The sequence below is a fragment of the Streptomyces sp. NPDC050528 genome (assembly GCF_044457795.1).
Taxonomy (GTDB): Bacteria; Actinomycetota; Actinomycetes; order Streptomycetales; family Streptomycetaceae; genus Streptomyces.
On record NZ_JBITHH010000001.1, the window covers coordinates 796814 to 819703 of the forward strand.

Consider the following 22890-nt stretch of genomic DNA (forward strand, 5'->3'; position numbering starts at 1 on the left):
GTACGTCGTCGCGTCTCACCTGGGCACGGGCCTGAGCAGCAGCCGGTACGGGCGCAGCGTGATGCCGACGCGAGTGCTGTCGTTGGAGCCGGACACCTGCTCGAAGCGGTACCTCGTCGCCACCGCCGCCGTGACCAGGCTCAGTTGGGCCATCGAGAAGTGGTCGCTGGGACACTTCCGGTTGCCGTTGCTGAACGGGCTCATGGCGAACTTCGGTACGTCCTTGGACCGTTCCGGAAGCCAGCGGTCGGGGTCGAACTCCGTGTTGTGCGCATACGAACGCGGGTCGCGCTGGATCGCGTACGGGCTGTAGATGATGTCGGCCCCGGCCGGAATCCGATAGCCGCCCAGTTCGGTGTCGGCGACCGCCCGTCGCGTCAATATCCATACGGCGGGACGCAGGCGCATCGCCTCGACGACGACATTGTTGGTGTGCGTCAGCTTCCGGACGTCGTCGAATGCCACCGGGCGGCCGCCCGTCACGGATTCGACCTCTTCGCGCACCTTGTCGGCGTGTTCCGGGTGTTCGGTGAGGACCTGGAGCAGCCACATGATCGTGGACGCGATTGTTTCGCTTCCCGGGGTGAGGATCGCGACGACCTGGTCGTGGATCTCCTGTTCCCCGATGGGCTCGCCATTCTCGTCCGTCGCCTCCAGCAATGCCGTCAGCAAATCGTCCGGCTTTTGACCAGATTCGCGCCGCTCGGCGACGATCTCGTCGACGAGGAGATGCAAATCGGCCAGCGCCCGGTTGAATTCGCGGTTGGCCGGCAGGGGCAGCCGGTAGAGCGGTCCCGCCGGTACCACCATCCGCCGGTACATGCCCCGGAAGACGGTGGCGAGCGCGACGCACAGCCGCTCGGCGCGCTCGTCCATGAAGTCGCCGCGCAGCAGACAGCGGGCCGCGATCCGCACGGCGACCCGGAAGGACTCGGAGGTGCAGTCGATCGTCTCGCCGGACGCCCACCGCTCGGTGAGCGCGTGCGCCTCCTCCTCCATGATCGGGCCGTAGGCGGGGATGGCGTCGAGCCGGAACGCGGGCTGGATGATGCGCCGTTGGCGCCGGTGCAGGGACCCGTTGGCCGTGGCCACGCCCTCCTTGCCGAGCAGTCCCTCCAGGGACTCCCACAGCGGGCCCGCGATGATGTAGTCGGGGCTCAGGGCCAGGGCGCCGGTGAGGGCGGGCGCGGTGACGGCGTAGACCGTCTTGGGACCGAGGCGGAGCCTCACCACGTCGCCGTGGTCGCGGAGTTGGGCCATGAAGGCCAGGGGGTCGCGGACCAGCTTCCAGCCGTGGCCGAGAAGCGGGACCCGGCCGCCCGCGACGGGCGGCTCCATCAGCTCCGGCACCTCGGGGGGAGCGGGCTTCACAGACTCGACGGTCATTTCTCACCTGCCGCTTCGTTGTTGACGTACGGGGGTGTGGACCGGTCGTCCCAGCTGTCGACCATGTAGCGGCCGGACTCGTGGTGGAACCAGTAGACGGAACTGAACCAGTTCCGCATATTTCCGAGGTTGGCCCGTACGGCCGCGCTCAGTTCCTTTCCCCGCACGCTTCCGTCGTCGAGCCGGGCGGCGAGTCGTAACGTCTCGCGTTCCGCCTCCAGGAATTCGGCTATGCATTCCTCGATACGGCGCCTCAGTTCGGCGACCGCTTCTTCGAGAGTCAGCCCTTCGTGTTTGATGAGGCTGATGCCGAGATTGTGGACCTCGTCGCCCGCGATTTCCTTGGGCAGGGAGCAGAGGTCGTTGTACCAGGCGGCGAATTCCTGGCTCAGCAGGGCCGCCTTTCGGTAGGCCGGGTGTTTCCTCACACCGTCCGGGAGTTCGCAGTCGGCGCTCAACTCCAGGAGATCCGTCCAGATCCAGTGGGCGAAGGTGAGCCGGCGCAACGCGAGATATTCCTCGACCGTGGGGACGGTCCCCTCGGTGCGGTTGCGGAATTCACGGTCGTAGGCCTCGATGACCGCGTGGAAGTGCCGGGCGAACCGCGCGTTCCAGGTGTCGGGGAGGAACGAGTAGATCCGCATCATGCTGTCGGCGAACCCTGCGACCAGGGGGTCCGGGTGGAGCAGATGGTGCCGTGGTGAATCCAGTGCAGCGTGCAACCGGAACCTCAACCGCCGCCAGGCGTCGGGGCGTTGGTGCACGATGTCCCGGTCGTGGCGGTCGTCCCAGACGAAGAACCACGCGCTGTAGTCCGCTATCGCCTGGAGCACCTCGTCCGGTGCGCCCAAGTAGTACCCGGCCATCAGGTCCGTGTAGCAAAGACCGTCGGCATATTCCCTTACCTTGTCCGCCGGCATGAGGCGCTTTTCCAGCAGCCAGACACGTGTCTTCTCCTGGAGCCTCGGCCAATACGGATGCAGTTGCCGGGGAAACGCCGCCTCGATCACCGGGAGAGAGAGCGACGGTGGTACCGCGATCGCCGTCGTTACCGTTGCCGTTGTCGATGTGGTGCTGTGTGAGAAAGCAGGCACGAACAAACCCCTCTCAGCCGCCAGTTGCGCACGCCCCTCCCGCTGTGCCGGGCGTGCGCCGTTGCGTATCCCCGCACTTCCTATTCAGCACCACAACTGACCGTTCTGGGAACGGATTTGCTCCCTTCACTACCCCCAAGTGCCGAGAATCTCCCCTTGCGTGACCGATTCTGGATCACTACACGAGCGAAAACGATCGAATGTGCGAGGGACAGACGAACGGCGCCTGGTCAGGGAGTTGCACCTGAACAGACGCCGTACGTAAGGGAGACGGGTCGACCGCTGGGGTCGGCCGGATCAGTCGTTGGCGACCACGGGGTAGCGGGGCTCGTTCTCGGCCATCTGCCGCAGCGCGTCCTTGCGGTCACGCTTGGAGAGCCGGTCGATGTAGAGGTAGCCGTAGAGGTGATCGGTCTCGTGCTGCAAACACCGAGCGAAGTAGCCGGTGCCGCGGACCTTGATCGGGTTGCCCTTCTCGTCCTGCCCGGTCACCTCGGCGTAGTCGGGCCGCGCGAGCGGCGCATACGCGGTGGGCACGGACAGACATCCCTCATTGCTCTCGTCGAGATGCCGCTTGTCGGCGGGCAGATCGACGAGCTTCGGATTGCAGACGACACCGACGTGCCGTTTGCCCTCGTCGTCCATGCAGTCGTAGACGAAGACCTTGAGATCGACACCGACCTGGTTGGCGGCGAGGCCGACGCCCTCGGCGGTGCGCTGCGAGGCGAACATGTCCGCCACCAGTGTCTCCAGCTCCGCACCGAAGTCGGTGACGTCCCTGCACTCCTTGTGCAGCACCGGATTCCCGACGACCGTGATCGCCCGCGAGACCCCCCGCTCCCGCCAGGCCGCCTCACGCTCCTCGGTCCCCTCGGTGTCGATGACGAACCCCTCGTCATCCACGGGGAGCACGCCCACGTGCTGCTGATCGGTGTCCTGCTGCGCCATGCCGACGAACGCCTTCCTAAAGCCAAGGGGGGAGAAGTTGCTGATACAGGGTACGTGGAGTTCTTCGGGAGGCGCGGGGCTGTGCGGACAGGCAGGCGGCCATGACAACGCCCCGTCTTTGTCTTTAAGGGGCGCGGGGCTGTGTCGATGTGCGGCTCCGCCGCGCGAGCGCGACCAGCGACAACGCCCTGTCTTTTAGGGGCGCGGGGAACTGCGCGACAGCCACGACGGCGCCGCACCCGCCCACCGACCTCAGCAGACCTCTTCCAAATCCCGCCAGTCCCGAGAGTCAGGGCTGTCGGCAACCCACCCGTCCAACAACCCCCGCACGAGCGACGCCGGCGCAGCCAACCCACACTCCCGCTCCGGCACCCACAACTGCCCGTCCGTCCGATGCCCCAGCGGCCCAGGATGCCCCGGCTCACTGTGATCGTGCGGATCAAGATGCTCCCCGTCACCCTCATCGGAAGGCATCCGGGACTCAGAACACATCCGGCACAACAACCGCACGGAAGACGACCAGTCCTCCGCCGCGAACCCCGCATCCGCCGCCAACTGCTCCAACGCATCCCGGTCGGCCTCGGCCGCAGCCTCCAGCAGCACAACCCACGTAGGCACAGGAGACGGCGCCCACAACTCGATCTCGTCGAACACGGGATACGAATGCCCGGCGGCAGTGGTCCGCTCCCCGTGCGGCACGCCGTCGTGGAGCACAACCTCACCCCACCGCCGCCCGGACGAGGGAAGCGGAATGGACAGCACCTCAATACGGGCGGGATCCAGCCGCCGCCCCCACACAACCTCGGCCTCACCCTCGGGAGAGAGCCGTACGGCAGCGCTGCCGAGATCCATCCCGGCCGGCTCACCCGCCCCGGTGACCCCACCCGGCACCCGCAGCCCATACGCCTGCCAGGCCCGCCGAGCCAGCGGCCAGTCCTGGAGCGCGGTGGCCGCGATACCGACGTTCCACCAGTCAGGCGCACCCGCCTCCCGGTCCAGCAGCGCGACCGCCCGCAGCCCCGCAGCCCGCGCCTGCTCCCAGTCGTGCCGGAACTTGTGCAGAAGCGCGAGATTGAACCAGGACTCGGACAGCCAGGGCTCCAGATCGGCGGCCCGCGTCAGCAGCGCGCCCGCGTCCTCGTACCGACCGTCGCCGATCAGCGTGAACGCGCGGTCTGTGGCCTGCCGCCAGGAGGCGGAGGGCCGGTGCCGTCCCTTGCCGAAGATCCTCACGATTCCCGCCTGCCAGTTCCGTTCAGTGGGCTGGCCATGCCCCCGGACACCCTCTTCTTCGCATCCAACCACGTACGACTGGAAGGGCGCTCATTACCCATGGGTTACCCAGCCGAAGGCAAGGTCAGACAGTCCCGGGACAGTACCCGGGCCAGTGCTTCCACGACCTCGGGAGCGTAGTCCCCGGCGGTCCCGAGGCGCAGCTCCTCCAGCGCCTGAAGAGGCCCGCCGGGGCCGCCTGCCCGGGTTTTCTCCTCGTACGCGTTCACGGCCCGGACGATCCGCGCGGACAACGGCTGCTCCCGGCACGGGTCGGCCTGCCGCTCCACGACGGCCGCCACCTGAGGACTCACCCCGGTCTGCCGTACGACGGCCCCGCCGAGCAGCGCTATCCGCCGCTGCTCCTCCGCCGGGAGTACGGCGGTGGCGCCGGCCGGTACCGGGTCGACGAGGCTGAGCTGGCCGATGTCGTGCATCAGGGCGGCGTACTCCAGGACGGTGAGGTCGGGCTCGGACAGCCCCAGGTCCCGCCCGACCGCCTGACACAGCGCGGCGACCCGGCGGGCATGCCCGGCAGGCGTGTAACCGGCTATCTCGGTGGACCGGGCGAGGGAGGCGATGGTCTGCCGGTAGGTGTCCCGTACGGCCGCGTACCGCCGGAAGGACAGCTGGGTGAGCAGCAGCGGCAGCGAGAACACGGGCAGCGCCCACAGCCCCACGACGGCGACCGCCAGCGCCATCACCGCGCCGGTCGCACACACCGCCGACCCGATCCCGGGCATCCCCCGCAGCTCGTCCCGCAGCAGCGGCCCGAACGGCCACCGGGTCCGCGAGTGCGCGAGCGCGGCGGCGAGTACGGCGTCGCAGAGCGCGGTGAGGGAGAGGAGCGCGAGGAGGAGCAGGGCGTAGGCGGGGCCTCCCCAGTGTCTGAACACGCCCTGGTTGTACAGGGGTTGGAAGCAGACGGCCGCGAAGCCGACGGTCAGGATGCGGCGGGCCATGTGGTCGGGGGTGCGGCTGTGGCCGCGGGCGATGTGCGGGACGCAGCCGACGAGGGCGGCGGCGACCACCACGGTGACGGTCTGGAAGACGCCGTGGTGGGTGGGGTGGCCGGCGTCGGCGCCGAGGAGGGCGTAGGAGAGGGCGCCTGCGGCGCCTAGCGGGGCGGTTTCTCTGAGGCCGGTTGTGCCGTTCCATCGGCTCAACTCGCCTACGGCTACGAGGACTCCGAAGGCGAGGGCGACGGAGGGTTCTTCGAGGCCGGTCCAGAGGGTGAGGGCGAGGGAGGTGGTGGCGAGGAGGGCGGCGGAGGTGTGGATGAGGGTGAGGGTGAAGGGGGGTCGGGTGGAGGGCATGGGAGGTCAACCCCTCAACACACTGGAAACGGGCGGGCTGGGTGGGAAAACAATGGACGACTGGACCTCGTCAGCTGTTACCGAGGGATGCCACCCACACCGCCCGAGCGCCCGCACCAACGCCGTGACCATCAACGGGTCGAACTGCGTACCGGCACAACGCGACAGTTCCTCCAGCGCGACAGACACCGGCCGAGCTCTCCGGTAGGACCTCGTGGACGTCATCGCGTCGAAGGCGTCGGCGACGGCAACTACCCGCGCGGACTCCGGGATCTGACTCCCCAACAGCCCGTAGGGATACCCACTCCCGTCCAACCGTTCGTGGTGGTGCAGGACAGCCGCACGGGCCTCCCCCAGGAAACCGATCCCGCGCACCATCTCGTGCCCGTACTCGGGATGCAGTTCGATGACCCGCCGCTCCTCGGGAGTGAGCGGCCCGTCCTTGCGGAGCAACCGCGTAGGAACGCCCAGCTTCCCCACGTCGTGCAGGATCCCGGCGAAGCGGAGCACTTCGACCCGTGAGTCGTCCATGCCGAGCTCGCGCGCGATCATCATCGACGCCTGCCCGACCCGCTCACTGTGCCCGCGGGTGTACCCGTCCTTGATGTCGACGGCCTGGACGAGGGCACGGATGGTGGCCTGATGCGCGGCACGCTCCTGGTGGTACTGGGCGAACACCCACCAGGACACCCCCATCGGCAACAGCACGAGCAGCGCGGCGACGGGGCCGTAGGGGCTGCGCCACAGGACGGCCATCATCAGCCCGGCGAGCCCGTGCACGCCGATGGGCGCCAGGGACCGTAGAAACAGCCCGCGCCAGGCGCGCCGTACGGGCATCCGCTCGGCCAGCGCGAGAATCCCGCCGTCGAGGACGGTGAGGACCAGGCAGAAGGCGAGGACGGCGGCCAGGGCGGGCACCAGCGCGTACGGGAAGTCGGACGCGACGACGGCGTTCCGCCCGCCCAGCGCCCAGTGCACACGTGCCGCCGCCCACACGCTCAGGGCGAGCTGCGCGGCCCGCCAGCTCCGCCGCAGCCAGGGCGAGCCCTGTTCGACGCGGGAGAACAGCGCCCCCGGCAGCGGCACGAGCGTGGCGGCCGGGGGCGGGAGGAGGAAGGCGGCGGCGAGCAGCACCGGGTAGAACGTGCCCGCGAAGCGGCGGCGGGCGACCTGCTCGCAGCCGGCGTAGAGCGCGGCCAGCAGCGCGACCGCCCACCAGGGTGTGTGGACGGTCGGCAGCGGAAGCAGACACCACAGGGCGCCGACGACGACACAGACGACGTACGCACGTACCCGTGCCGGTGTCGCCTCCATGGCTGACGCCCTTCCCCCGACCATGCCTGTCCAGGCCGAGGAGCCTAGGGCGGTCGGGGGCGGGCTGCGGGCGTATCACCCGCGGATTAGCACGTTCGAGTGACGATCGCCCGTTCAGGAAAAGGCCGTGAAACGGTCAGGACTCCTGCGGGGCGGCCGTCAGATCGTGCTCGGGCACGGTCTGCCCGGAACGGATCAGATCGAGCCGTCCCAGGACCTTGGCGCGCAGGTCGGTCGGTACGTCGTCCTGCCCGCAGCACCGCTTGACCAGCTTCTTCACGGCCTCTTCGAGCCCGTACTTCTCCAGGCACGGCGAGCACTCCGTGAAGTGCTGCTTGAACTTGGCGCGGTCCACGTCCGGCATCTCGCTGTCGAGGAACTCGTAGAGATGGTCGAGGACCTCACTGCAGTCCGTTTCGTGCGGCTCTCCGCAGCTCATGAGCCCGAGCCTTTCGCTTCGTTCGACTCTCCGGCGCCGGCCGGGACCAGTCCGCGGTCACGCGCGTAGTCCTCAAGCATGCCGCGCAGTTGACGACGGCCGCGGTGCAGCCGGGACATCACCGTACCGATGGGTGTCCCCATGATGTCCGCGATCTCCTTGTACGCAAAGCCCTCGACGTCCGCGAGATAGACGGCGATGCGGAATTCCTCGGGGATCGCCTGGAGCGCTTCCTTCACGTCCGAGTCGGGCAGGTGGTCGAGCGCCTGCGACTCGGCGGAGCGCAGACCGGTCGACATGTGCGACTCGGCACGCGCGAGCTGCCAGTCCTCGATCTCCTCGGCCGCGGAGCGCTGGGGTTCACGCTGCTTCTTGCGGTACGAGTTGATGAACGTGTTGGTGAGAATCCGGTACAGCCACGCCTTGAGGTTGGTGCCCTCACGGAACTGGTGGAAGGACGCGTACGCCTTCGCGTACGTCTCCTGCACCAGGTCCTCGGCGTCGGCCGGATTGCGGGTCATGCGCAGCGCGGCCGAGTACATCTGGTCGAGGAATTCGAGCGCGTCCCGCTCGAAGCGCGCGCTGCGCTCCGAGGTCGATTCCGCTGTGACCTCGCTCGTGCCCTGGCCCTCGGGCTGCTCCGCCTGGCCGTGTTCGGTCCCTGCGTCGGTACCGGGAACCGGACCCACCTCCTCAAGATTCCGGGTGGCGCCGAAGCCGATGCCACCAGAATCGGAGGATAGACGACGATCCGGTCCGCCCGCCGCCCCAATGGGGGTGGCCTTGGCCGCACGCAGCACCGTCCAGTCCAGGTCAGTGCGGCTGTTGCGACTCGGGCAGAAGGTCGAACCCATGCGGCGGACTTCCTTTCTACGACTGTCTATGTCCGCCACAACAGTGGTAAGGGCCCCGACATTCCCGCCCCTTACCCCAGTGTTCGAGTCCACTCCACCACGCGCCCCGTGATGATCTCCAGCGCCTCGTCCTGCCCGGTCTCCGCCCGCTTCGGCACCGCGAACCCATGATCGCCGTACGGCACCTCGACCAGCCCGAAGTCGCCCTTGGGGAATTCCGCCGGCCTCCCGAACGGATCGTTCCCGCCCTGCACGACGAGCGTGGGCACCCCGGCCCCGAGCAGTTCGGCGGCCCGCGACTTCTCCGGCTTGCCCGGCGGATGCAGCGGAAAACTCAGGGCGAGCACGGCAGCGGCACCCAGCTCCGTAGCCGTACGACAGGCCACGCGGGCTCCCGCGCTACGGCCCCCGGAAACCACCGGCAGCCCCGGCTTCGCGACCGCCGCCCAGATCCCCCGCCACCCCACGTCCAGCGTCTTCGGCGCCGGTGCCACCTTCTTCCCGGCGACCCGCCACGGCTGCTCGACGAGCGCGACGGTGACGCGGTGCTCAGGGAGCACGGCAGCGAGGGCTTGCAGATCCCGTGCCTCGATGCCGCCGCCCGCGCCATGACTGACGGCGAGGACGAGCCGCGCCTTCTCGGCCGTGTGCCAGGTGACGCGGGCGGTCCCCGCATCGGTCTCAATTGCCTCTGTAGTCACGCCTGTCGCATCCGTCACATCAGAAGAGTGTGCCCTCCTCGGGCCCCTCCAGCTCCTTCAGCAGCTCCGGCCCGTTGTTGCGGACGTTGCTGACGGCCGTGGACACCGGGTACGCGCGCATCAGCCCGGCGGGCGGCGGGGCGAGCAGCTCGCGCAGGTCGTCCGGGTCGGTGCGGGAGGGGTCGAGCCAGGAGTCCCAGCGGTCCGGGGTGAGCATCAACGGCATCCGGGGATGGATGTCGGCCAATGCGCGCGGCCCCTCGTCCGGGGCGACCGCCAGCGGGGTCGTCTCCGCCTCGGTAGTGATCACCGAGCAGGTGACCCACCAGGCCAGCGGATGGTCGTCGGGCAGGGTCCGGTCCCGCCAGAACTCGTACAGCCCGGCCATCGCGAAGACCGAACCGTCGGCGGGCAGCACGAAGTACGGCTGCTTGCGCTGCCGCTTCTTCTTGCCCTCGACCTCCAGCTCCCGTTCGTCCTTGGCGGTGACCCACTCGTAGTAGCCGTCGGCGGGGATGATGCAGCGCCGGGTCGAGAAGGCGCGACGGTACGAGGGTTTCTCGTGCACGGTCTCGGCACGCGCGTTGATCATCCGCGCACCGCCCTCGGGCGTCTTCGACCAGCTCGGCACGAGCCCCCACTTGAGCTTGCGCAGCTGGCGAACCGGCACAGGACTGTCCGCGTCCTTAAGTGGACGGTCGAGGACTGCATAGACCTCTTTGGTCGGGGCCACGTTGTAGTCGGGGGCCAGAACCTCCTCGGGCTCCCACTTCTCGATCTCAAAGACTCCTGCGAGATCCTCGGGCCCACGACTCGCTGCATACCGTCCGCACATACGTGCCAGACTGCCAGATTCGACGACACCCACGGGAGCCTCCGCCACCAATGGACAGCACCGCAATCACCTCGTTCAGCGCCCTCTGGGACGAGGTCTTCGGCAGCCAGCCGGACCCCGACCTGTGGGTGGTGATCGCCACCATGGTCGCCGCGCTGGCCGTGGTCGTCCCACACCGTCTGTGGCGCCTCTCCCGCAATGCCATCACCATCGCCCACGAGGGCGGCCACGGCCTGGTGGCCCTGCTCACCGGCCGCACCCTCACCGGCATCCGCCTCCACTCCGACACCAGCGGCCTCACGGTCAGCCGAGGCAAGCCCCACGGCCTGGGCATGATCCTCACGGCGGCGGCCGGCTACACGGCTCCCCCACTCCTGGGCCTGGGCGGCGCGGCCCTCTTGGGCGCCGGCCACATCACGCTCCTCCTCTGGCTCTCGACCCTGCTCCTGATAGCCATGCTGGTCATGATCCGCAACGCCTACGGCGCCCTCACGGTCATCCTCAGCGGCGCAGCCTTCCTGCTCGTCTCCTGGCTGACGGGCCCCCAAGTACAGGCAGCCTTCGCGTACGCGGTGGTCTGGTTCCTGTTGCTGGGCGGAGTCCGCCCAGCTTTCGAGCTCCAGGCAAAGAGGGCAAGGGGCGGCGCAGGCGACTCCGACGCAGACCAGTTGGCCCGCCTGACCCATGTACCGGCAGGCCTGTGGTTCTTCCTGTTCCACCTGGTCTCCCTCTGCTCGCTCATAGGCGGAGGCAGGTGGCTACTGGAGCTATGACGCGCCCCGAAGGGGCGAGTCACAAACGGCGCGGGGCTGTATCTATTTGCGGCTCCGCCGCGTGGGCGCGACCAGCCACGACGGCGCAGCACTCGAAAGACGGCCTCCTTATACAGTGACCCCATGGCCCCGAACAACGACCAAACCGCCCTCTGGCCCGCTCCCCACGCCCGCGGAGCCGTCGACGCGACGGTCCACGTCCCGGGGTCCAAGTCCGTCACCAACCGCGCCCTGGTACTCGCAGCCCTAGCCAGCGAACCCGGCTGGCTGCGCCGCCCCCTCCGCTCCCGAGACACCCTCCTCATGGCAGCCGCCCTCCGAGCAATGGGCGTAGGCATCGAGGAGGGCGTGGGCACGGAGAAGGGCTCCGGAGAGTTCTGGCGGGTCATCCCCTCCGGCCTGCACGGCCCGGCCACGGTGGACGTAGGCAACGCGGGCACGGTGATGCGCTTCCTGCCCCCCGTCGCCGCCCTGGCCGACGGCCCCATCCGCTTCGACGGCGACCCGCGCTCCTACGAACGCCCCCTGAACGGCGTCATCGACGCCCTCCGCACCCTCGGCGCCCGCATCGACGACGACGGCCGAGGCGCACTCCCCCTGACCGTGCACGGCGGCGGCGCCCTGGACGGCGGCCCGGTCGAGATCGACGCGTCTTCCTCGTCCCAGTTCGTGAGCGCCCTGCTGCTCTCCGGCCCGCGCTTCAACATGGGCGTCGAGGTCCGCCACATCGGCTCCTCGCTCCCCTCGATGCCGCACATCCGCATGACGGTCGACATGCTCCGCGCGGTCGGCGCCCAGGTCGACACCCCGGAGTCCGGCGGCGAACCCAACGTCTGGCGGGTGACCCCGGGTGCGCTGCTCGGCCGGGACCTGACCGTCGAGCCGGACCTGTCGAACGCCCAGCCCTTCCTCGCGGCCGCGCTCGTCGCCGGCGGCAAGGTCGTCGTACCGGACTGGCCGGCCCGGACCACCCAGCCCGGTGACCGCCTGCGGCAGATCTTCACCGAGATGGGTGGTTCCTGCGAACTCACCGAGTACGGGCTGGAGTTCACCGGTTCGGGTGCCATTCACGGCATCGACGTGGACCTCGGCGAGGTCGGCGAACTGACCCCGGGTATCGCCGCCGTGGCCGCCCTCGCGGACTCCCCCTCGACCCTGCGGGGCGTCTCGCACCTCCGCCTGCACGAGACGGACCGGCTCGCCGCGCTCACCAAGGAGATCAACGAGCTGGGCGGTGACGTGACCGAGACCGCCGACGGTCTGCACATCCGCCCGCGCCGCCTGCACGGCGGGATCTTCCACACCTACGAGGACCACCGCATGGCCACCGCGGGCGCGATCATCGGCCTCGCGGTCGAGGGCGTGCAGATCGAGAACGTGGCGACGACGGCGAAAACCCTTCCGGACTTCCCCGACCTGTGGACCGGGATGCTCGGGAGCGACGGGGCGTAGGGGACACACGCCATGCGTCGCTACGGCAAGAACACCGACGAGGACGACATCCGCCAGCGCCCGAACCGCAAGGGCAACCGGCCGCGCACCAACATCCGCCCCAAGCACGAGGAGGCGGTCGAGGGCATGGTCGTCACCGTCGACCGGGGCCGGCTGACCTGTCTGGTCGAGGACCGGGTCGTGATGGCCGTCAAGGCCCGCGAACTGGGCCGGAAGGCGGCCGTGGTCGGTGACCGCGTCGGCATCATCGGCGACCTCTCCGGCGACAAGGACACCCTCGCCCGCATCATCCGCATCGAGCCGCGCACCTCGGTGCTGCGCCGCACGGCCGACGACGACGACCCGTACGAGCGCGTGGTCGTGGCCAACGCCGACCAGCTCGCCATCGTCACCGCCCTCGCCGACCCCGAGCCGCGCCCCCGCCTCATCGACCGCTGCCTGGTCGCGGCCTACGACGGCGGCCTGGACCCGCTCCTCGTCCTGACCAAGTCGGACCTGGCCTCCCCCGACCAACTCCTGGAGATGTACGGCGCGTTGGGCGTCCCCTACGTCGTCACGAGCCGCGAGGAGCTGGAGAACGGCACCGCGGTGGAACGGGTCCGCAAGCAACTGGACGGCAAGATCACGGCATTCGTCGGCCACTCCGGCGTCGGCAAGACGACCCTCGTCAACGCGCTGGTCTCGCTGGAGCGCCGACGCAGCACCGGCATCGTCAACGCCGTCACCGGCCGCGGCCGGCACACCACGACCTCGGCACGCATGATCCCGCTGCCGGACGACTCGGGCTGGGTCGTCGACACCCCGGGCGTCCGTTCCTTCGGCCTGCACCACGTGGACCCGTCCCGGGTCATCAAGGCCTTCCCCGACCTGGAGCCCGGCACGGCCGACTGCCCCCGCGCGTGCAGCCACGACGAGCCGGACTGCGCCCTGGACCAGTGGGTGGCCGACGGCCACGCGGACCCGCAACGGCTCTATTCGCTACGGCGGCTGCTGGCCACCCGGGAGCGAACCGAGGGCGACTGATCACCGGCTGACCACCGCGTGTTTGTGGGGACTCAAGTTCGGTAAGTGCATAATCGCACCGAGCCGGACAAACGGGAGGACAGCACATGGCGTGGCTGCTGGTTGTCGTGGCCGGGATTCTGGAGACCGGGTTCGCGGTGTGCCTGAAGCTGTCCCACGGCTTCACCCGCCTGTGGCCCACGGTCGCCTTCTGCTCCTTCGCCCTGGGCAGTTTCGGCCTCCTGACCCTCTCCCTGAAGAAGCTCGACGTGGGCCCCGCCTACGCCGTCTGGACCGGCATCGGCGCGGCCGGCACGGCGATCTACGGCATGGTCTTCCTCGGCGACCTGGTGTCGACCCTGAAGATCGTGTCGATCAGCTTCGTCATCATCGGGGTCATCGGACTCCAGCTGTCGGGCTCCGCGCACTGAAGTTATTGGGCCGACCCCAGCAGTTATTGGGCCGGGCCGAGCGCACTGCGCACGAGTTCGCCGACCCCGCCCTCCCCCGGCGGGGCCGCCACACAGGACAGCGCCAGCCGTACGACGAGTTCGCAGGACCGGGCCAGGTCGGTGGTGTCCGGCTTGGCGGCCGCCCCCGGTCCGGCGAGCGCGGCCACGGCACGGTCGCGTACGACGGCCACGAAGTCACCGGGTGAGGGCAGCGGCCCGTCGGCCCGGCGCTGTGCCGGCACGGCGGAGGAGGACGGCACCGCGGACAGCGTCGGCGAGGGCAGCCGTTCGCTCCAGCAGCCGGTGAGCATGGCCCGTACCAGCGCGTTCTCGCGGGCCGCCGACGCGGTCCACTCGGCGGTCGCGGTCAGCCGCTCGCGGGCGTCGCTGTGACTCCCGAGCGCCCGCTCGACGCCGACGAGATACCCGTCGGCCTCCCTTCTGACCAACGCCCGCGCGAGCCCCTCCTTGCTCCCGAACTCGTTGTACAGCGTCTGCCGGGACACTCCGGCGGCAGCGGCCACGTCCACCATCCGTACGGTGGACCACGACCGGCGCGCCAGTGCCGTATAGGCGGCGTCCAGCAGGGATTCCCGCGCTGCAGGCATCATTCGCCTCCCGGGGCGAGCGGCTCTGCGCCCAGATTTGACGCGCACGGGGGCACTGTCAAGGGTTCGCGGCGGCGCCAGGGGGCGCACTTCGGCCATTGCGCGCGGGAGTTGAGGGAGGAGTGCCGCTCAGGGAGGGACGCGATGGTCCCCCACCTCCCGTTTCGCCCACCGGACCCTGTAGCCCCGGCGCGACCCCTGAAGATACGGTTCACGCATGGCCGACTATCACGATGACCTGCGCCTCGCCCACGTCCTCGCGGACGCCGCCGACGCCGCGACGACCGCACGGTTCAAGGCGCTCGATCTCAAGGTCGAGACCAAGCCGGACATGACTCCGGTGACCGAGGCGGACAAGGCGGCCGAGGAAGTCATCCGCGGTCATCTTCAGCGCGCACGCCCGCGCGACGCGGTCATCGGCGAGGAGTACGGCAGCGAGGGCACCGGCCCGCGCCGCTGGGTGATCGACCCGATCGACGGCACCAAGAACTACGTACGCGGCGTCCCGGTCTGGGCCACGCTGATCTCCCTGATGGAGGCGGCGGAGGGCGGTTTCCAGCCAGTCGTCGGCCTGGTCTCCGCACCCGCGCTCGGCCGCCGCTGGTGGGCTGCGAAGGGCCACGGCGCCTACACCGGCCGCAGCCTCTCCTCCGCGTCCCGGCTGCGCGTCTCCCAGGTCTCGAAGCTGGCGGACGCCTCCTTCGCGTACTCCTCGCTCACCGGCTGGGAGGACCAGGGCCGCCTGGGCGGCTTCCTGGACCTGACCCGCGAGGTGTGGCGCACGCGCGCGTACGGCGACTTCTGGCCGTACATGATGGTCGCCGAGGGCGCGGTCGACATCTGCGCCGAACCCGAACTCAACCTCTGGGACATGGCGGCCACCGCGATCATCGTCACCGAGGCGGGCGGCACCTTCACGGGCCTCGACGGCCGCCCGGGCCCGCACAGCGGCAACGCGGCTGCGTCGAACGGCATCCTGCACGACGAGTTCCTGGGCTATCTCAACATGCGCTACTGAGCACAACGGGACGCCTGCGCACGCCCCCAACCGGCCGCGCGCGCCCTCTTGTTGACCCGTGCTTTACCTGCAACTCTGAGAGTCCCCCACTTGTGAACTTGTGAATCCGCGAACGAACGGACCCACGGTCCGTGAACCAAGCGGATTCCACTAGGAGGTGGCCTCACCCATGCTGCATCCAAATCCAACGCCGCACCCCACACCGCAATCGACTCCCCAGTCCACGCTGGTCCGCGACGCCATGAGCACGGTGGTCCTCACCATCGGCCCCGCCCACACCCTCCGCCAGGCGGCCGCCCTGATGGCCTCGCGCCACGTCGGCGCGGCCGTGGTCCTCGACCCGGACGCCGGCGGCATCGGCATCCTCACCGAACGCGACATCCTCAACTCCCTCGGCCGGGGCCAGAACCCGGACACCGAGCGCGCCCACGCCCACACCACCACCGACGTCGTCTTCGCCACCCCGGCCTGGACCCTGGAGGACGCGGCCAGCGCGATGGCCCACGGCGGCTTCCGCCACCTCATCGTCCTCGACCGCAGCGAGCCCGCCGGCATCGTCTCGGTCCGCGACATCATCCGCTGCTGGGCACCGGCGCGACAGCAGGTACCGGCCTGAGAACGAGTTGGACAAAGTCCAATTCCGGCCTCCCTCCAAAGTCACACCTATTCGGGAACTGGTCACCCAGCTGTTAAGCTGACCGGCATGAGTGACCTTCTGGAGCGGCTGCGCGGACGCGGATGGCGGATGACCGCACAGCGGCGTGTCGTGGCCGAAGTACTCGACGGCGACCATGTCCACCTGACCGCCGACGAGGTCCACTCCCGCGCCGTGGCAAAGCTCCCCGAGATCTCCCGGGCGACGGTCTACAACACCCTCGGCGAACTGGTCTCCCTCGGCGAGGTCCTCGAAGTCGCCACGGACAAACGAGCCAAGCGCTACGACCCGAACGCACACAGCCCGCACCACCACCTGGTCTGCGCCCAGTGCGGCCAGATCCGCGACGTCCACCCCGGCGGCAACCCCCTCGCCGACCTCCCCGACTCGGAACGCTTCGGCTTCACGGTCTCGGACGTAGAGGTCACCTACCGCGGCCTGTGCCCGAACTGCGCAAGCGCGTAACCAGCACCACCCACCAGCAAAAACACCTAGGGCCGGAATCCAGACTCTGGATTCCGGCCCTAGGCCGCAGTAGCGGGGACAGGATTTGAACCTGCGACCTCTGGGTTATGAGCCCAGCGAGCTACCGAGCTGCTCCACCCCGCGCCGTTGTGATTGCAACGCTACGTCAGACGGACCGACAGAAGCAAATCGATTAACCAGCCAGGTCAGAGCCACCCACCCCAGGCCGGCTATATCCAGCCCGTCCGGCGTTTGAGGACGAGGCCCCTTCAGGGCCGATGGGGGTCTGGGGGCACAGCCCCCAGGCGGGGCGGAAGGGGCGGCAGCCCCTGGGGATGGGACGGGTAGGGGCGGCGGGGGCGAAAAAGCCCCCCCCCTACGCCGTCAGCTCCTGCCGCAACGCATCCCGCAACCGAGCCGCCCGCTCAGAAACCTCCCGGGGCCCAAGCGTCACCGCCCGATCAGCCCACCGCTGTCCCTCGGCCAACTCCCCCCGCCGCGCATAAACCAGCGCCAACCGCAACGCCGCCCGCCCATGCCCCGCATCAGCCGCCCGAGCCCACCACACAGCAGCCTCAGGCTCACTCCCCTCCCGAGCCAGCAACAACCCAAGATTGAAAGCCCCGTTACGAGACCCGGCCTCCGCGGCCTCCCGATACCACCGAGCCGCCTCGACAACATCGCCCCGCGCAGCGGCCAGCATCCCGACCCGAACCTGCGCCCGCCGATGCCCCTGAGAAGCCGCCCGCTCGTACCACTCCTCACACTCGGTCTTCTCATGCACCTGCTCCCCCAACTCATGCGCGGGCGCAGGCGGCCGCCGAGCATCAAGCACCGAGGCCAGCCGGTACGCAGCCTCCGCACTCCCCCCACCGGCGGCACACCGCAGATGCCGCTCGGCCTCCCGCTCATCGCCATCCCGAAGCCGAGCGATCCCGACCTGCAAGGCAGCCTCCGTATGCCCGGCAGCAGCAGCCCGCTCGTACCAGGGCAGAGCAACCCCCTCCTCACCCCGCCCGGCAAAGAGAATCCCGAGGTTGAAGGCAGCGTCCACGCTCCCGGCCTCGGCGGCCTTGGAGAACCACGGCTCGGCTCCGGTGGCGTCGCCGCCCTGAAGCAGCAACACGGCCAGCGCGTTCGCGGCCTCCCGGTGCCCGGCGTAGGCAGCCCGCCGATACCACTGCTCGGCCTGCGCGGTACGAGCCTGCTCGGCACACAACAGCCCGAGGTTGTAAGCGCCGTTCACATCCCCCGCGTCCATCGCGGCCCGGTACCACCGCTCGGCGGTCTGCGTCTCACCCCGCTCGGCGTGCAGCGCGCCCAGCGCGTTGGCCGCGTTGCCGTCGCCGTCCTGGGCGGCCCGGAGCCACCACACGGCGGCGCTCTCGGTGTCGCCGGCGTCACGCAGCAGGAACCCGAGTGCGCAGGCGGCCCGCGCCTCCCCGTCCTTCGCGGACGTCAGATACCAGCGCCCGGCCTCCTTGAGCTCGCCCCGCCGCTCCAAGATCGCCCCGAGCTGCAGCGCGGCCCGCTGGTGCCCCCGCGCGGCGGCCTGCCGGTACCACTGCTCGGCCTCGTTCCCGGGATCCCCGGGGACGTCCGCGGCTCCGGGCGCCGACCCGACACCGTTGTCAGCCCCGCCCTCGTCCTCGTGCGGCGCCCGGCGATCAAGCGCCCGCGCCAGCCGGTAGGCAGCCTCCCGGTGTCCACGCTCGGCGGCGGACCGCATCCACCGCTCGGCCGCGGCATCCCCGCGATGCTCCAGCAGATCGGCGAGCGCGTAGGCACCCAGCGCGTGCCCCTGCTCGGCGGACTGCCGCAGCCAGTACTCGGCGGCGGGCTCGTCACCGCGCTCGCGGTGGAACCGGCCGAGCGCGTGCGCGGCGGCCGCGGATCCCGCCACGGCGGCGATCCGCCACCAGCCGGCGGCCTCGTCGGTGTATCCGCGCTGGTGCAGGAGGACGCCAAGATTGTTGGCCGCGGCCCGGTCGCCCTCGGCGGTGGCGGCACGCAGCAGGGGCTCGGCTCCGTCGAGATCACCGCGGCGCAGCAGCATCGCTCCGAGGACACTCGTCGCCTCGACGTCGCCGGCCTGTGCGGCGAGCCGTGTGCGTGCCTCGTCGACAGCCTCCCCGTCACCGGTCTCGTCCCGGTCGGAAGGCTGCACAAAACGCCCTGTATCCAACAGAGTTGCCTTGTCCCCCATAACGTCCATCGTCGCACCACCTGCAACCTGGGTACACCTGGTATACCGCAGCCAGTGAGGTCTCTACAGCGTTTTGTCGACATGCCCACAGAGAGACAACACAAACACGGTTTCACCAACTCCCCCCGGCGGCACGGCCGTCACCCTCGTCGGCACATGCGTTCGCACAGCGCGAAGGCCCGGATCCTTAAAGGATCCGGGCCTTCGCGTTCAGTAGCGGGGACAGGATTTGAACCTGCGACCTCTGGGTTATGAGCCCAGCGAGCTACCGAGCTGCTCCACCCCGCGCCGTTGTGTTGCAACCGTACCACGGCGTGAGGTGGGCTTTTTCCTATCCGCTGCTGGGGCTACTGCTCGGACTCGGACTACTGCTCGGACTACTGCTGGTCTTGCCAGTGCCCTTGCTCTTGTCCGCCGCGGCCTGCGCCTCCTCGGCCCGCTTCAGCGCGGCCTGGAGATCCTTCTGCGCCTGCCCGTACGCCTCCCAGTCGCCCTTCTTCAGGGCCGTCTGCCCGGCGTCGAAGGCCTTCTGAGCGTCACTCAGCGCCGCCTGGACGGTCGGGTTGCTGGATGTCGGCGGACTGGTGCTCTCGTCCGGTGGCGGGGTCGTCGTACTGCTCTCCGCCCCGAAGACCTTGTTGAGCCCCTCGTCCAACGTGTTCTCGAAGGCGGTCTTGTTCCCGTAGGCCACCAACACCTTGCGCAGGAGCGGGTACTTGAGTCCACCACCGCGTACGTAGACGGGCTCCACGTACAGCAGTCCCCCGTCGAGCGGCACCGTCAGCAGGTTGCCGTACTCGATGTCGGAGTCGCCGCCCTTGAGCAGCTTGATGGATTCGGCGATGTCCTGTTGGGAGTTGAAGGCGCTCTGCACCTGTTTGGGTCCGCCGACGGTCGTACTGGTCGGCAGCTTCAGGATTCTGATCTTGCCGTAGTCCGGGGTGCCGGCCTCGGAGTCGACGGCCATGAAGGCGCTGAGGTTGTCTCTGCCGTTCGGCGTGAACGTCGTCGTCAACGAGAAGGCCTGCGCGGACTGGTCCGGCATCTTCATGCTCAAGTAGTACGGCGGCACCGCACTGTTGGACTGGTTCGTCGGGTCGTTCGGGACCTGCCACACCTCGCTGCCGCTGAGGAACGTCTGCGCGTCCGTCACGTGGTAGCGGGTGAGGAGTTCGCGCTGGACCTTGAACAGGTCCTGCGGGTACCGGAGATGGGCCATCAGCGAGGACGAGATGTCCTTCTTGGGCTCGACCGTGTTCGGGAACGCCTTCATCCAGGTCTTCAGGACCGGGTCCTCGGTGTCCCACTGGTAGAGCTTGACGGCACCGGTGTACGCGTCGACGGTCGCCTTCACCGAGTTGCGGATGTAGTTGACCTGGTTCTGCTGGGCCACCACCGCGCGGTTGTTGTTGGTCGCCGTCAGCGAGTCGGCCGTCGTATCGCCGAGGGTCGTACGTGAGGCGTACGGGTATCCGTTGCTCGTCGTGTACGCGTCGACGATCCACTGGATACGGCCGTCCACGACCGCCGGATAGGCGTCACCGTCGATGGTCAGCCAGGGCGCCACCGCCTCGACGCGCTCCTTGGGCGTGCGGTTGTACAGGATCCGCGAACCCTCGCCGATCGCACCGGAGTACAGGATCTGCGGCTCGTTGAACGCCACCGCGTACGCGGCCCGGTTGAGCGGGTTGGAGAGGTTGACCCCGCTCTTGCCGGTGTAGCTGGTGGTCTTCTCGCCGCTGTCGTCGGAGTAGTCGATCTCCTTCTGGGGACCGCCGACGATCGAGTACGTGGTGGTCTTCTCGCCGTAGTAGATCTGCTGCTTGTACGTCCCGAGGTCACCCGTGGACGGCAGATCGGACTCGGTGAAGACCGGGCGGCCCTCGGAGTCGACCTCGGTGCCCTTGGCGGCGACCACGCCGTAGCCGTGCGTGTAGCGGAAGTGGTCGTTGATCCAGTTGTTCTTCGGGATGCCGTTGAGGTTCAGCTCGCGCAGCCCGATGACCGTGTCCTGGTCCTTGCCGTCCTCGCTGTAGCGGTCGACATCCAGGTTGGTCGGGAACGCGTAGTAGTTCCTGATCTGCTGGAGCTGCTGGAACGTGGGCGACACGACGTTCGGGTCCACGATCCGGATGCTCGCCGTGGAGTCGACGTCCGCGCGAAGCTTGGTCTTGTCCTTGGTGGTGCTCGTCCCCGAGTACTCCGTGACCTTGGTGTCGTCGATGCCGTAGGCCTCGCGCGTCGCCTTCAGGTTCTTCTGGACGTACGGGGCTTCCTTGGCCTGTTCGTTCGGCTGGACCGTGAACTTCTGGACGATCGCCGGGTACAGGCCGCCGATGAGGATCGCGGAGAGCACCATCAGGCCGAAGCCGATGACGGGCAGCTGCCAGGTGCGCCGCCACAGGGTGGCGAAGAACAGCAGCGCGCAGATGACGGCGATGCAGAACAGGATCGTCTTGGCCGGCAGATACGCGTTCGCGTCGACGTACCTCAGGCCCGTCCAGTCACCGGTCGCCTTGAAGTCGCTTGATTTGACCGCGAGTCCGTACCGGTCGAGCCAGTAGGCCACCGCCTTGAGGGCGACGAAGATGCCGAGGAGGACGGACAGATGTCCGGTGGCCGCGGCCGTGGCGCGCGCGCCCGGGCTGGTGATGCGCAGGCCGCCGTACAGGTAGTGGGTCAGCGCGGCGGCGAGCAGCGAGAGGATCGCGGCGGCGAAGCCGAAGCCGAGCAGGAAGCGGTACCAGGGCAGGTCGAACGCGTAGAAGGACACGTCGAGGTGGAACTGTGGGTCCTTCTGGTGGAAGGGCACGCCGTTGACCCACATCAGCCAGACCCGCCACTGACTGGACGCGGAGGCGCCCGCGATCAGCCCGACGAGAGCGGTGATCGCCAGCAGCAGCCACTTCTTGTACGGCGCGATGCCCATCCGGTAGCGGTCGAGGCTCTGCTGCTCCATCGACATGGCGCTGAGCGGCGGGCGCAGGCGGTGCGCCAGCCAGATGTTCACGCCCACCGCGGCCGCCATCAGGAGGCCGAAGACGAAGAAGAGCCCGATCTTCGTCGAGAGGGTGGTGGTGAACACGGACGAGTAATGCACCGACCGGTACCAGAGCCAGTCCGTCCAGAAGCCCGCGAACATCGTGAACGCCATGCCGAGTACGGCAAGGACGCCCAGTGTCATGAGCAAAGTCCGGACGCGCCGGGACGGGCGGCCCACTCTGATCCGCGGCCCTGTCGGGCCTCCGCCGCGGTCCGGCATCTGGAAAGCCAAGGTGCGCACCTCGAAGTTCGCTGTTGGTCGCTGTCGTTGCGTCAGGTCCCCGGTTTCGCGGACCCGCCGTAGCCCCACGTGATCGCGGGCCCACACCTATGCAACTTACTCACCGTTTACTCGGTTCCCGATTCCGGCCATGAACGAGGCAGGATTGTGACCATGTCCAACACTCCCATGGCAGCGAACCCCCTCACCCGGGCCGTACTGGAGATCGACGAGTACGCCTCCGGCCTCGGCTGGGACCAGCCCGCTCGCCTTTTCGCCCTCGTAGACACCGCACGGCTGCGGGCCCAGGAACCCGGCCTCGCGGCCCAACTCGGCCTGCGGGACGAGCCCGAGACCACCGGTCTCACCCCGATCGAGCAGGAGGAGATCCCGGCCGGAAAGCCGCTGGACGAGTTCCTCGGCACGATCGCCTGGCCCGACGCGGTGGCCGGCTGCGCGCTCACCGTCGAGCGCCTGATGCTGCCGCCGTCCGCCGAGGCCACCGTCCCGGAGGGGCTGAGCGAGAAGAAGCTCACCCAGTGGGTCGCCCAGCACCCCGACCGCCAGGAGGTCCGCATGACGGTCGCCGTCCTGCGCGACGGCAGCCGCGACTCGGCCCTGCGCCTGCGCGAGAAGGACTCCCCCACGGAGGTCCTCACGGGCGGCGCCCTGGTCCCCGGCCTCGCGGAGGCCCTGTCGGCCACCTTCGAGGACTGACGTCGTCCGCTACGACTCCGGTTGCTCGGGTACGACTCCGGGGGCGCCCCCTGCTTGGGGGGCGCCCCCGGAGTCGTAGCGAGGTCTTCTGTGTCGTACGCGAGGTCTTCTTTAAGAAGGG

At 69.1% G+C, this 22890-nt stretch carries 21 protein-coding genes and 2 tRNA genes; 8 read left to right on the plus strand and 15 right to left on the minus strand.

Annotated features, from left to right (window positions below):
• Positions 1–15 precede the first annotated feature (15 nt).
• The 10 genes from ACIBK4_RS03645 to ACIBK4_RS03690 form a co-directional block, all read right to left on the minus strand.
• Positions 16–1386: a cytochrome P450 gene (locus tag ACIBK4_RS03645; RefSeq protein WP_398991725.1), complete on the minus strand. Its 1371-nt coding sequence runs from the start codon at positions 1384–1386 to the stop codon at positions 16–18.
• A complete protein-coding gene (gene cyc1, locus ACIBK4_RS03650; protein ID WP_398991727.1) occupies positions 1383–2480 on the minus strand; it encodes an epi-isozizaene synthase in 1098 nt (365 codons plus the stop codon). The genes ACIBK4_RS03645 and cyc1 overlap by 4 nt, the downstream gene beginning before the upstream one ends.
• A 297-nt stretch (positions 2481–2777) precedes the next feature.
• Positions 2778–3428, minus strand: coding sequence for a peptide deformylase (gene def / locus ACIBK4_RS03655; RefSeq protein WP_393763249.1), 651 nt, complete (start codon positions 3426–3428; stop codon positions 2778–2780).
• 252 nt (positions 3429–3680) lie between these two features.
• Positions 3681–4661 carry a tetratricopeptide repeat domain-containing protein gene (locus tag ACIBK4_RS03660; protein ID WP_033282065.1) on the minus strand — a complete coding sequence of 327 codons (981 nt, stop codon included), beginning with the start codon at positions 4659–4661 and terminating at the stop codon, positions 3681–3683.
• Between the two features lie 104 nt (positions 4662–4765).
• The gene (locus ACIBK4_RS03665; protein WP_398991730.1) at positions 4766–6016 is read right to left on the minus strand and encodes an HD-GYP domain-containing protein; all 1251 of its coding nucleotides are present in this window, start codon (positions 6014–6016) and stop codon (positions 4766–4768) included.
• A 6-nt stretch (positions 6017–6022) separates the two neighbouring features.
• Positions 6023–7330, minus strand: coding sequence for an HD-GYP domain-containing protein (locus ACIBK4_RS03670; RefSeq protein ID WP_398991732.1), 1308 nt, complete (start codon positions 7328–7330; stop codon positions 6023–6025).
• A 136-nt stretch (positions 7331–7466) separates the two neighbouring features.
• The gene (rsrA, locus tag ACIBK4_RS03675; RefSeq protein WP_366433849.1) at positions 7467–7769 is read right to left on the minus strand and encodes a mycothiol system anti-sigma-R factor; all 303 of its coding nucleotides are present in this window, start codon (positions 7767–7769) and stop codon (positions 7467–7469) included.
• A complete protein-coding gene (gene sigR / locus ACIBK4_RS03680) occupies positions 7766–8458 on the minus strand; it encodes an RNA polymerase sigma factor SigR (RefSeq protein ID WP_033282150.1) in 693 nt (230 codons plus the stop codon). Before sigR ends, rsrA begins: the two co-directional genes overlap by 4 nt.
• 236 nt (positions 8459–8694) lie before the next feature.
• Positions 8695–9324 carry an alpha/beta family hydrolase gene (locus ACIBK4_RS03685; protein WP_398991734.1) on the minus strand — a complete coding sequence of 210 codons (630 nt, stop codon included), beginning with the start codon at positions 9322–9324 and terminating at the stop codon, positions 8695–8697.
• A 19-nt stretch (positions 9325–9343) separates the two neighbouring features.
• Positions 9344–10159 (minus strand): SOS response-associated peptidase, encoded by an 816-nt coding sequence (locus ACIBK4_RS03690; protein WP_398991736.1) that lies wholly within the window; start codon positions 10157–10159, stop codon positions 9344–9346.
• Positions 10160–10209: 50 nt separating this feature from the next.
• On the opposite strand from ACIBK4_RS03690, the gene ACIBK4_RS03695 reads away from it, so the two are divergent.
• The 4 genes from ACIBK4_RS03695 (at position 10210) to ACIBK4_RS03710 (ending at position 13817) form a co-directional block, all read left to right on the plus strand.
• Complete coding sequence (locus ACIBK4_RS03695) at positions 10210–10932, plus strand: M50 family metallopeptidase (RefSeq protein WP_366433846.1); 723 nt, start codon at positions 10210–10212, stop codon at positions 10930–10932.
• Between the two features lie 123 nt (positions 10933–11055).
• Complete coding sequence (aroA, locus tag ACIBK4_RS03700) at positions 11056–12384, plus strand: 3-phosphoshikimate 1-carboxyvinyltransferase (protein WP_398991738.1); 1329 nt, start codon at positions 11056–11058, stop codon at positions 12382–12384.
• Positions 12385–12396: 12 nt separating this feature from the next.
• Entirely contained in the window at positions 12397–13407 is a 1011-nt protein-coding gene (gene rsgA / locus ACIBK4_RS03705) for a ribosome small subunit-dependent GTPase A (RefSeq protein WP_398991740.1), read from the plus strand.
• A gap of 86 nt (positions 13408–13493) precedes the next feature.
• The gene (locus ACIBK4_RS03710; protein WP_033282057.1) at positions 13494–13817 is read left to right on the plus strand and encodes a multidrug efflux SMR transporter; all 324 of its coding nucleotides are present in this window, start codon (positions 13494–13496) and stop codon (positions 13815–13817) included.
• Between the two features lie 23 nt (positions 13818–13840).
• Here ACIBK4_RS03710 and ACIBK4_RS03715 read toward each other — a convergent pair whose 3' ends face one another.
• Positions 13841–14449: a TetR/AcrR family transcriptional regulator gene (locus tag ACIBK4_RS03715; protein ID WP_398991743.1), complete on the minus strand. Its 609-nt coding sequence runs from the start codon at positions 14447–14449 to the stop codon at positions 13841–13843.
• 214 nt (positions 14450–14663) lie between these two features.
• On the opposite strand from ACIBK4_RS03715, the gene hisN reads away from it, so the two are divergent.
• The 3 genes from hisN to ACIBK4_RS03730 all read left to right on the plus strand — a co-directional run bounded on the left by hisN (position 14664) and on the right by ACIBK4_RS03730 (position 16584).
• Entirely contained in the window at positions 14664–15464 is an 801-nt protein-coding gene (hisN, locus tag ACIBK4_RS03720; protein WP_398991745.1) for a histidinol-phosphatase, read from the plus strand.
• Positions 15465–15705: 241 nt separating this feature from the next.
• The gene (locus tag ACIBK4_RS03725; RefSeq protein WP_033282054.1) at positions 15706–16080 is read left to right on the plus strand and encodes a cyclic nucleotide-binding/CBS domain-containing protein; all 375 of its coding nucleotides are present in this window, start codon (positions 15706–15708) and stop codon (positions 16078–16080) included.
• 87 nt (positions 16081–16167) lie between these two features.
• Positions 16168–16584, plus strand: coding sequence for a Fur family transcriptional regulator (locus ACIBK4_RS03730; RefSeq protein WP_355917607.1), 417 nt, complete (start codon positions 16168–16170; stop codon positions 16582–16584).
• Positions 16585–16654: 70 nt separating this feature from the next.
• Here the strand turns inward: ACIBK4_RS03730 and ACIBK4_RS03735 are convergent.
• The 4 genes from ACIBK4_RS03735 to ACIBK4_RS03750 all read right to left on the minus strand — a co-directional run bounded on the left by ACIBK4_RS03735 (position 16655) and on the right by ACIBK4_RS03750 (position 22052).
• Positions 16655–16728: transfer RNA gene (locus ACIBK4_RS03735), tRNA-Met, on the minus strand.
• Between the two features lie 232 nt (positions 16729–16960).
• A complete protein-coding gene (locus ACIBK4_RS03740) occupies positions 16961–18799 on the minus strand; it encodes a tetratricopeptide repeat protein (RefSeq protein ID WP_398991748.1) in 1839 nt (612 codons plus the stop codon).
• A 205-nt stretch (positions 18800–19004) separates the two neighbouring features.
• Positions 19005–19078: transfer RNA gene (locus tag ACIBK4_RS03745), tRNA-Met, on the minus strand.
• A 43-nt stretch (positions 19079–19121) separates the two neighbouring features.
• On the minus strand, positions 19122–22052 hold the full coding sequence (locus tag ACIBK4_RS03750) for a UPF0182 family protein (protein ID WP_398992937.1): 2931 nt from the start codon (positions 22050–22052) through the stop codon (positions 19122–19124).
• A 174-nt stretch (positions 22053–22226) separates the two neighbouring features.
• Between ACIBK4_RS03750 and ACIBK4_RS03755 the strand changes: the two genes are divergently transcribed.
• Entirely contained in the window at positions 22227–22769 is a 543-nt protein-coding gene (locus ACIBK4_RS03755) for a PPA1309 family protein (protein ID WP_398991751.1), read from the plus strand.
• Positions 22770–22890: the final 121 nt, after the last annotated feature.